This window comes from Alteromonas antoniana (assembly GCF_019249295.1).
Taxonomy (GTDB): domain Bacteria; phylum Pseudomonadota; class Gammaproteobacteria; order Enterobacterales; family Alteromonadaceae; genus Alteromonas; species Alteromonas antoniana.
In genome coordinates this window covers 1-9,371 of record NZ_JAESDH010000052.1, presented here as the reverse complement: position 1 = coordinate 9,371, position 9,371 = coordinate 1, and the positions used below count along the sequence as shown (strand labels likewise).

The following is a 9,371-nucleotide window of genomic DNA, read 5'->3' as shown; positions in this document are numbered from 1 at the left end:
ATCAAGCTTGGTAAATAGAGTTCAAAAAAAATCCCCACTAATTACTTAGCAGGGATTTGTGTATAAGAGACAGGCCTGAGGGCAGCCTTTTTTATTCACAGATGCACGCCGGTTATCTCGGCTCGCGCAAATGGAATACCTGACAACGAGTATCCAGTTCAGGCTGTTGCGCCAGATTGGTTCCCTCGGCCAGACCGCAATCGGTAAGCCCTAATGCCTGATTTGTGTAACGGTTGATAAACATCATGCCGCCTCCGGTAACAGGCTTCATACGCCACTGCGCGGTTTTTTCTTCACAGGACATAAGCTCTACGTTGGCTCCGGGGACCACAGCACTATCAGCAATACCCGCGCATAAGTCACCGTCAGCTTCTGGTTTCAGTGCAACATAGCCTGTGTTGGTAGGCGTGATATTCCAGGTTTGATTGTCGCCATGCGCCCACGCCTGTTGCATCACATTGTCGCCTGCGGATGCCGACACGGGTACGCTTACCGCTTTTCCGCTTTGCTGGCTAAGCAGCACTACGTCACCCACAGGTTGCAGCTGCCATTGGTTACAGGCACTGTCGTTGTTGTGCTGCAACACAGCCTGATTTTCAGAGGCAGAGCAGCCTGCTACCGTAAGCGGCTTGTCGCTGTAGCGGTTAACCAGTGTCACGTTACCGTCGATGCCAGATTCAACTTTCCACTGCTGGCAGTAATTGTTTCGCCACGCTGCTGACTGCACGCGGGCATTGTCATTAACGCTGCAATTTGCCACTTCCAGAAACTTGCTGTCTTCCCGGTTTGCCAACCGTATGTAACCGTCTGTCGTGCTATCCAGTACCCACTGTCCGTTCGTACCGGCGCATGCACGCTGTACTGCGCGGTTATCTTCCGGGTCGGATGAAATATCCAGACACAGATTGCTGGTGGCATTTACCAGATGATAGCGCTGCCCCTGAACCCGCGTCACCAGCGGACCATTCTCACCAGAAGGAGGCGCAACCTCAACACCCGGCGTCAAGGGCTCACCGAACTCCGGTGTGCCGTCGTCATTCCATGTGAACCGCTGAGCGCGAAGCGAACGTGTTGCGCTGCACCCATGCTCAACCGAATCATTGCCATGATACACCAGCCAGTCTTCAGTGCCGTCAGGCGACGTAAAGAAACCATTGTGACCGGGTCCGAACACGGTATCGGTGCGCACGAAAACCGGTTCCTCAAACTTCCTCCAGTCGTCGCGATCCATGGGGTCGTCGCCCACCAGCTCCATCAGGCCCAGTTTGTAATCGGGGGTATTACAGAAGCTCGCAGAATAAGTCATAAACGTACGACCATTTCGCTGCAGTATTTCCGCACCTTCCGTCACTTTGCGCCCGCTGATTTCCCAATCCAGTTCAGGGCGAGTCAGGATGGTATGCTCAACACCTTCTTTCAGTGTCCACGGGTTTTCCATTTCCGCGATGATGTTTAGCTGCTGATCGCCCTGCCACTGAGAATAAATCACATACAACTTATCGTTGAGTGTCAGATAGTTGCCGTCGATGTTCCAGACATCGGGCATCAGAGCCCCTTTATACTCATAAGGCCCCATGGGATCGTCACCGGCACTTTCCAGTACACTCAGATGCTGATAGTCCAGCGTGCCATCGCGGCCCGACGTGTACATCATATACCAGCGGTAACCATCCGGCCCTTTCAGGCGATGAAATTCGAACGCCCAGAAGTTACAGCAGCGTTCCGGATCGGCAGACGACCAGACGTTGACCGGCGTGGCATCAGCAAGGCCAGCCAGTGTAGGCGCTTTACGCATCACCAGTTCGGACGTCCAGGTGGTGGTGGTCAGGTAGTAATTACCGTCCCAGTATTCCAGCCACGGATCAGCGCCATTGGGAAACAGCGGATTGGTGAAGGTGCCATTATCCGCCTGCTCTGGCTGTTCGCTTCGGGGCGTCTTCGCGGCGCTCTCACTGTCACCGGCCGGCGTTGTCTGACAACCGGAAATCCCGGCCAGCAGACAAGCGAGAAGCGCAAACGCACTCATCGATTTACGTTGCATTGGTTACCTCTGTCATCAAGTCTGGTAAGCCCGGCATGCGTCGGGCGTTTACGTCACTACGATTTATTTTCTGGTATCAAACGCATAAACAATACGCGTTGAGTAGACTTCGCCCGGCATCAGTGTGGTACTGGGGAATGTACTTTGGTTGGGCGAGTCCGGGTTATGCTGTGGCTCCAGACAAAAGCCCGAACGAAATGCGTGTGTCATACCTTCCTGTGAGGTACTGCCGTCGAGAAAGTTGCCTGAGTAAAACTGCACGGCAGGCTCTTCAGTCAGCACGGTCAGTTCACGGCCCGAGTCCGGATCGTACACGGTCGCGGCTTTGACGAGCTCGTTGTCTGCATCCGTTTTCAGCACAAAGTTATGATCGTACCCTTTGCCGCGCTTTAACTGTTCACTGCTGGCATTGATGTCTTTGCCAATAGCCTTAGGCTTTCTGAAGTCAAACGGGGTACCTGCTACCGGTTCAAGATCGCCGGTAGGAATCAGACCACTGTCTACCGGCGTAATCGCGTCAGACGGGATCTGCAAAATATGATCAAGTATTGTGCCTTCACCTGACAGGTTGAAATAGGTGTGCTGGGTCAGGTTAACTATCGTCGGCTTGTCGGTGGTGGCCGCAAAATGCATATCCAGCGTATTGTCGTTGGTCAGGGTATAGGTCACTGTGGTATCCAGTGTACCCGGGTAGCCCTGGTCACCGTCGGGACTGATCAGTGATAGCGTAACACCCGCACTGGTCGCGGTAGTGAACGGCGTCATGTGCCACACCTTTTTGTCAAAGCCCTGGACACCACCATGAAGATGATTGTCACCATCATTCGTGGCCAGTTGATACTCGGTGCCGTTTAGCGTGAACTTACCGTTAGCAATTCGGTTACCGTAACGACCGATAATGGCGCCAAAATAGGGGTTGCTCTGTACATAGTCTTCCAGGTTATCCATACCCAGAACGATATTGCCTGATTCGCCATTTCGGTCTGGCGTTTCCAGGCGGGTAATGATGCCACCGTAACTGATCACGTCCATCTCGATGCCATGGCTATTGGTAAGAGTAACTTTATTAACCGGCGTGGCGTCATCCAGTGTGCCGTACGCCTGCATCAGAGCAGAAGGTGCTGACATTGATTCTTCCTGTGCTTGTGCGAACAATGGGGTAAGTGAAAATGACATCGCGGCTGCGATGACAAGATGACGTTTGGCCCCGCGTATCAGGGCTCTGGCTGACTGTGAACGTTGTGTGCACACCATGTAGTTACTTTCCTATAACGATTTTTATACTTTTATATTACAATTAAAGTAATAAAAAGCAACCCGATTGGTCGCTTATTACGACCTAAAGCTGAATTTCTCCGTTGTGCACCATAATGCAGTCCATACCGCCATCGCTGGCGGCTTTGCGACCTATTTCTGTATCTTCGAAAACCACGCAGTCTTTCGGCGCCAGTCCCATTTTTTCAGCAACGGTTAAGAACGTTTCGGGGTGTGGCTTACCATGTGTTACATCGGTAGCGGTGACCAGGGCATCAATTTCCTCCAGTAATCCGTGATGTCTGAGCAGTTGCTCAGCATGAGGACGTTCGGCGCCGGTGCCGATACCAATACGCATGGAAGGTCTGTAGTTGCGAAAAACGGCCATTGTGGATTCTATGATCGTGGGCGTGTGGTCCATTTTTTCCCACATGCGCCGTTTGGTCCGTGCAACGTCATCCGGGCTGTGTGACATCGCGTACTTTTCATTCAGAATTTCGACCGTTTTACGGGTAGGAACACCACCGAGGCTATACATGTAATCGAGATCAAAGGGGAAGCCGTGTAATTCGCAAGCCAGTCGCCAGGCTTCCATATGCGAGCCCATCGAATCGATAAGCGTACCGTCCATGTCAAAAATAATGCCCTTGTATGCACGAAGATCTACCATGATTGCTCCTGAAGTGAAGAAAAAAGAAAAGCGCCAACCTCATAGTATCAGAGCCTGCTACCTTTTAACTGCTGACTATCCTGAGTACGATGCAATCGTCGCTTAAGGATGGAATATAACAAGTTAAAAAGTAACAGACTCCGGGGACACGGTATACTATGCGGTCAGCGTGTTCAGATTACCTGTCTTCGGTGAGGGCGCGTTATACGCCCTGCTTCAGATGGTAGTAAGCCGCGTTGTAGCGAAGTTCCGCTTTCAGTGAACGAATATTGGTATCGTCGTCGATGACCACGGTTTCCACACCAGCCATATCCGCAAAATCTTCTACCATTTCAGTCGTAACTGCCTGGCTGTAAACGGTATGGTGAGCACCACCGGAATGGATCCAGGCTGCTGCTGCGGTCTTAAGATTCGGTTTCGGCTCCCACAGTGCAGAGGCTACTGGCAGGTTTGGTGTGTTATCCGGTGGATTCACCGCATCGACTTCATTAACCAGAATGCGGAAACGGTTCCCCATATCAATCGGCGATACGTTAATCGCCGGGCCAGGTTTCGCTGAGAACAGCAGACGCGGGACGTCGCACTTCACACCGATAGTGTGATGATGCACTTCCAGACGTGGCTTTTTCGCGGCAATCGACGGACACACTTCTAACATGTGTGCACCCAATACCTGGTCCACGGTGTCAGTCATATTGTAGGTGTAATCTTCCATGAATGAACAACCGCCTTCACGGCCCTGCCCCATCACTTTCATGATGCGCACCATGGCTGCAGTTTTCCAGTCACCTTCTGCGCCATAGCCGTAGCCTTTTGCCATCAGTCGCTGCGTCGCCAGACCAGGCAAGCCCGACAGACCTGCAAGGTTTTCAAAGCAGTTGGTAAACGCACTGAAACCGCCATCGTCCATGAACTTCTGCATGCCCAGCTCAAGCTTGGCTTCTTTCAGCAAACGCTCACGTGCATAATCATCTTTCAGCGTGTCTTCGTTAATTTCATATTCCTGGAAGTAGGTATCCAACTGCGCATTGGCATCTGCGTCGGTGATGTCATTGACCGAATCAGCCAGATCGTTCAGGCCGTATGCATGGACTTCGTAGCCGAACGCGATTTGCGCTGCCACTTTGTCGCCTTCTGTCACCGCTACGTTACGCATGTTGTCACCGAAGCGTACCACTTTCAGGCTCTGGCTTTCTGCCCAGCCCATTGCCGCACGGCACCATCCATTAAGCTGATCCAGCACTTCCGGACGCTGCCAGTGACCCACTACCACTTTGCGCTCTTTGCGCATGCGTGTACCGATGAATCCGAACTCGCGGTCGCCGTGCGCGGCCTGGTGCGTATTCATGTAATTCATGTTGATATCGCCCCACGGCAGACCCGCATTAAACTGGGTGTGCAAGTGTAGCCATGGTTTGCGCAGCTCGTTCAGCCCGGCAATCCACATTTTGGCTGGCGAGAACGTGTGCATCCATAAAATCAGACCGATGCAGTTTTTATCACTGTTCGCCTGCTGACAGACCTGATGGATTTCGGCCGACGATTTCACGGTATCTTTGTATACTACTTTTACCGGCAGCTTCTGGCTTTCATTTAATCCGGCCGCCAGCGCCTGGCTATTGCCTGCGACTTCTTCAAGTACTTTGGGTCCGTACAGATGTTGCGAACCGGTAACAAACCAAACTTCTTTATTTGCTGTGGTCATAACTTAATATCCTCTGACTTGCTGGCGAACACGGCTTAGTTCTGGCCGTAATAGGCGTCTTTGCCATGTTTGCGTAAATAGTGTTTATCTAAAATTGCCTGTTGCAGCGGCGCCGCATTTGGGTCCAGTGTTCTGGTGAGATACGCCATGCGTGCAATTTCTTCTAAAAGCGCAGCATGATAAACAGACTGCGCAGCGTCTTTACCCCAGGTAAACGGAGCATGTCCGGCAACAATCACCATGGGCGCGGCCATTGGGTCGCGCGCTTTATATGCATCGGTGATTTGTATACCGGTTTCTAACTCGTAATCGCCATTTACCTGCTCGTCGGTGAGATCCCGCGTGCAGGTAATTGCGCCATGTACGTAATCGGCGTGAGTGGTTCCAAGACAGGGAATGCTCTGCTTCGCCTGTGCCCACGCCGTGGCGTAGGTTGAGTGGGTGTGTGTCACGCCACCAATATTGTCAAATGAACGATAAAGGTGAACATGGGTTTTGGTATCTGATGAGGGGCGCATGCTCCCTTCAACAATGTTGTTTTCCAAATCCACAACCACAATGTCTTCGGGCTTCATGGTCTCGTAAGACACACCGCTGGGCTTGATAGCTACCACGCCTTTATCGCGGTCTATTTGCGAGACGTTGCCAAAGGTGTAAATCACCAGATTACGGTGCTGAAGCTCCATATTGGCTTCGTAAACTTCGCGTTTCAGTTCGGTATAGCTCATGGCTTGCCTCCGCTGACATAATCGCCCAGCGTCTGGTATTTGCTGTACAAGGCGTTATAAACAGACACGCGTTCTTCGTTAGGCTGGTACTGCTTGCATACCGGTGAGGCCATCACTTCCTGCGCGGCTTCCACCGTATCGAACGCGCCCGCTGCAACCGCTGCCATAATCGCCGCACCCAGAGCACAACTTTGCTCACTTTCCAGTACGTCAATCGGGCAGTTCCACACATCCGCACAGGTTTGCATGACGTAATCCGATTTTTTAGAAATACCGCCAATAACCACAACAGACTCAATTGGCACGCCTTCGTCATTAAAACGTTCGGTAATGGCACGTGCACCAAATGCAGTGGCTTCTACCAGCGCTTTAAATAATGCCGGTGCATCGGTACCCATTTTGATACCGGTCATCGCCATCGAGACGCTTTGGTCAGCGTCCGGTGTTCGACGCCCGTTTACCCAATCCAGCGCCGTCATATCCGTACTGTTTACCGGCAACATGTCAGCGGCGTTGGAAAGACGTTGTAATACGGTGTCTTCAATTTGTTCTACTAATGCTATCTGACCGGATCCGGTGAGCTCATCAGTAAGCTGGCGTGTTGGCCATAAAACCACATTTTTAAACCAGGCATACAAATCGCCAAAGGCCGACTGCCCCGCTTCCAGTCCTATCATGTCGGGAATCACCGAGCCATCAACCTGCCCACAAATGCCCTTCACGCAAGTGTCACCAAGCTGCGCTTTGGTTGTTACCGTGATATCGCAGGTAGACGTGCCCATGACCTTGGTCAAAACGCCGGGGCGTACATTGGCTGCGACAGCGCCCATGTGACAGTCAAAAGCACCGTAGCCAATCGCAATGCCCTCAGGCAGACCCAGCTTCTCGGCCCACTCTGCGGTAAGGTTACCTGCCAGGGTGTCGCTGGTTTTGGTGGCAGGATTGATACTATCTACCATGCCATCTAACAGCGGATCGATTCCGGTAAAGAAACTGTTTGGCGGGAATCCGCCCCAGGCCTCGTTCCACATCATTTTGTGGCCGGTGGCGCAGCGTCCCAGCGTCAGGCTGTCCGGATGGGTGGTGCCACACATCAGCGCGGTCATCCAGTCACAGTGCTCAACCCAGGAGTGGGTTGCGGCTTTCACCGCGGCGTCGTTTCGGAAAATGTGAAGTGCTTTCGCCCAGTACCACTCTGAAGAGTAGATGCCACCCATATGTGATAAGTAGTTCACGTCATTGTTGTTGGCGGCATCTGTGATTTCTTTTGCCTCGACAATGGACGTATGATCTTTCCATAACACAAACATCGCATTTGGATTTTCGGCGAACTCAGGGGTAAGCGCTAACGGCGTGCCCTCGGCATTGATGGCCACCGGGGTTGATCCAGTAGTATCAAAGCTCATGCCGATAACCTTCTCTGCGGTATCCGACGGCACTTTTTCCCAAAGTCCGCGAACGACGGCGACAAGGCTGTCAATGTAGTCTTGTGGATGTTGGCGATACTGATCCCTGGCCGGGTCACAGAATTTACCTTCTGCCCAGCGAGGATAGTTCACCATATGTGTGGCAAGCTCGGCACCGGTAGTCACATCAACCAGCAATGCTCTTACCGAGTCAGAGCCATAATCCAGCCCTAATGTATATCGAGACATAAAAACCTTTCACTTTTTGCGCTGAATCGATACAGCGTTAGTCATTTCATTTATTTGTATGATAATATCAACAATACGCAAATGTAAAGGTAATATAAAAATAATATTAACGGAAAAGTAGCACAAAAAGATCGATTAGGATGGGTTCAAACTGACTATTTTTCCTTCTCATCGGCGATTATTCAGACAGCCTTTACCGGAATTCAGCAGAAACGCATTAACAACTCTCAATTATTATATTTATAGGAAACAGTATTATGTCCAGTCAACTTAGCCAGCTAAAAGCCATGACCACGGTTGTCGCAGACACCGGCGATTTTGAGGCTATCAAAACCTATCAGCCTGAAGATGCCACCACCAATCCGTCGTTATTACTGAAAGCCATGCAAATTGAAAAGTACCGTTCGTTAGGTGAGGACGCGGTTGCCTGGGCAAGAGACAACGCCTCAGATAATGATGTCGTTTCACTAGCGGCTGATAAACTTGCCGTGCTGATAGGCGGAAAGCTGATGGAGGAGGTTCCTGGTCTGGTATCTACCGAAGTGGATGCGCGATTGTCTTTCGATACCATGGGTACGGTAGAAAAAGCGCACCAACTCATTGCGCTCTATAAGAGTCAGGGTCTGGATACCTCACGCGTACTGATAAAGGTTGCCGCCACCTGGGAAGGCGTTCAGGCAGCACGTATTCTGGAAGAACAAGGCATTCGCTGTAATCTCACGCTGATTTTCTCCTTCGCGCAGGCCCGCGCGTGTGCAGAAGCCGGTGCTTACCTTATTTCACCGTTTGTGGGTCGTATCCTTGACTGGTACAAAGCCAATCAGCCTGATGCCGACTTCGAGGGCGAGAAGGATCCCGGCGTGAAGTCAGTCAAAGAAATTTACGACTTCTTCAAACAGCACGGCTTTGACACTGTTGTGATGGGCGCAAGCTTCCGTAACATCAGTGAGATCCAGGAACTTGCCGGATGTGACCGTCTCACTATAAGCCCGGCCTTACTGGATGAGCTGGCCAATACGGAAGGCGAGCTGCCGCGTAAACTCATCCCGGCGGATTCCCCCAAAGCGGCGCCGTCACCGCTTACTGAACAAGCATTCCGCTGGGACATGAATCAGGACAAAATGGCGTCCGACAAACTGGCCGAAGGCATTCGACAGTTCGCGATTGATCAGGAAAAGCTCGAAGCCATGCTATCAGAGATGGTGTAACCGCTTTTACCAACAAAAAAGGCACTCTGCGGAGCTGTCTCTTGATCACAAGTCAGCCTCCAGAGACCTGGCAATGTCGTAACCCTCAAGGATGGTTTGCAACTTAAACC

At 51.6% G+C, this 9,371-nt stretch carries 7 protein-coding genes; 1 reads left to right on the top strand and 6 read right to left on the bottom strand.

Features of this window, described 5'->3' with window-relative positions:
* Positions 1 to 112: 112 nt before the first annotated feature.
* The 6 genes from JKP77_RS21770 to JKP77_RS21745 all read right to left on the bottom strand — a co-directional run bounded on the left by JKP77_RS21770 (position 113) and on the right by JKP77_RS21745 (position 8,053).
* Positions 113 to 2,041, bottom strand: coding sequence for an RICIN domain-containing protein (locus JKP77_RS21770; protein ID WP_218313284.1), 1,929 nt, complete (start codon positions 2,039 to 2,041; stop codon positions 113 to 115).
* Between the two features lie 63 nt (positions 2,042 to 2,104).
* Positions 2,105 to 3,295: an aldose epimerase family protein gene (locus tag JKP77_RS21765; protein WP_218313283.1), complete on the bottom strand. Its 1,191-nt coding sequence runs from the start codon at positions 3,293 to 3,295 to the stop codon at positions 2,105 to 2,107.
* An 85-nt stretch (positions 3,296 to 3,380) separates the two neighbouring features.
* The gene (locus JKP77_RS21760) at positions 3,381 to 3,965 is read right to left on the bottom strand and encodes an HAD family hydrolase (protein WP_218313282.1); all 585 of its coding nucleotides are present in this window, start codon (positions 3,963 to 3,965) and stop codon (positions 3,381 to 3,383) included.
* Positions 3,966 to 4,167: 202 nt separating this feature from the next.
* Positions 4,168 to 5,670, bottom strand: coding sequence for an L-arabinose isomerase (gene araA / locus JKP77_RS21755; RefSeq protein WP_218313281.1), 1,503 nt, complete (start codon positions 5,668 to 5,670; stop codon positions 4,168 to 4,170).
* 35 nt (positions 5,671 to 5,705) lie between these two features.
* Positions 5,706 to 6,398: an L-ribulose-5-phosphate 4-epimerase gene (locus JKP77_RS21750; protein ID WP_218313280.1), complete on the bottom strand. Its 693-nt coding sequence runs from the start codon at positions 6,396 to 6,398 to the stop codon at positions 5,706 to 5,708.
* Complete coding sequence (locus tag JKP77_RS21745; protein WP_218313279.1) at positions 6,395 to 8,053, bottom strand: ribulokinase; 1,659 nt, start codon at positions 8,051 to 8,053, stop codon at positions 6,395 to 6,397. The genes JKP77_RS21750 and JKP77_RS21745 overlap by 4 nt, the downstream gene beginning before the upstream one ends.
* 257 nt (positions 8,054 to 8,310) lie before the next feature.
* Here JKP77_RS21745 and tal point away from each other — a divergent pair, with 257 nt between their 5' ends.
* The gene (gene tal / locus JKP77_RS21740; RefSeq protein ID WP_218313278.1) at positions 8,311 to 9,261 is read left to right on the top strand and encodes a transaldolase; all 951 of its coding nucleotides are present in this window, start codon (positions 8,311 to 8,313) and stop codon (positions 9,259 to 9,261) included.
* Positions 9,262 to 9,371 lie beyond the last annotated feature (110 nt).

What these genes read in the sequence shown, in the direction of transcription:
- tal (WP_218313278.1), top strand. Translation starts at nt 8,311, where the DNA reads ATGTCCAGTCAACTTAGCCAGCTAAAAGCCATGACCACGGTTGTCGCA.
- JKP77_RS21760 (WP_218313282.1), bottom strand. Translation starts at nt 3,965, where the DNA reads ATGGTAGATCTTCGTGCATACAAGGGCATTATTTTTGACATGGACGGT.
- JKP77_RS21750 (WP_218313280.1), bottom strand. Translation starts at nt 6,398, where the DNA reads ATGAGCTATACCGAACTGAAACGCGAAGTTTACGAAGCCAATATGGAG.
- JKP77_RS21765 (WP_218313283.1), bottom strand. Translation starts at nt 3,295, where the DNA reads ATGGTGTGCACACAACGTTCACAGTCAGCCAGAGCCCTGATACGCGGG.
- JKP77_RS21770 (WP_218313284.1), bottom strand. Translation starts at nt 2,041, where the DNA reads ATGCAACGTAAATCGATGAGTGCGTTTGCGCTTCTCGCTTGTCTGCTG.
- araA (WP_218313281.1), bottom strand. Translation starts at nt 5,670, where the DNA reads ATGACCACAGCAAATAAAGAAGTTTGGTTTGTTACCGGTTCGCAACAT.
- JKP77_RS21745 (WP_218313279.1), bottom strand. Translation starts at nt 8,053, where the DNA reads ATGTCTCGATATACATTAGGGCTGGATTATGGCTCTGACTCGGTAAGA.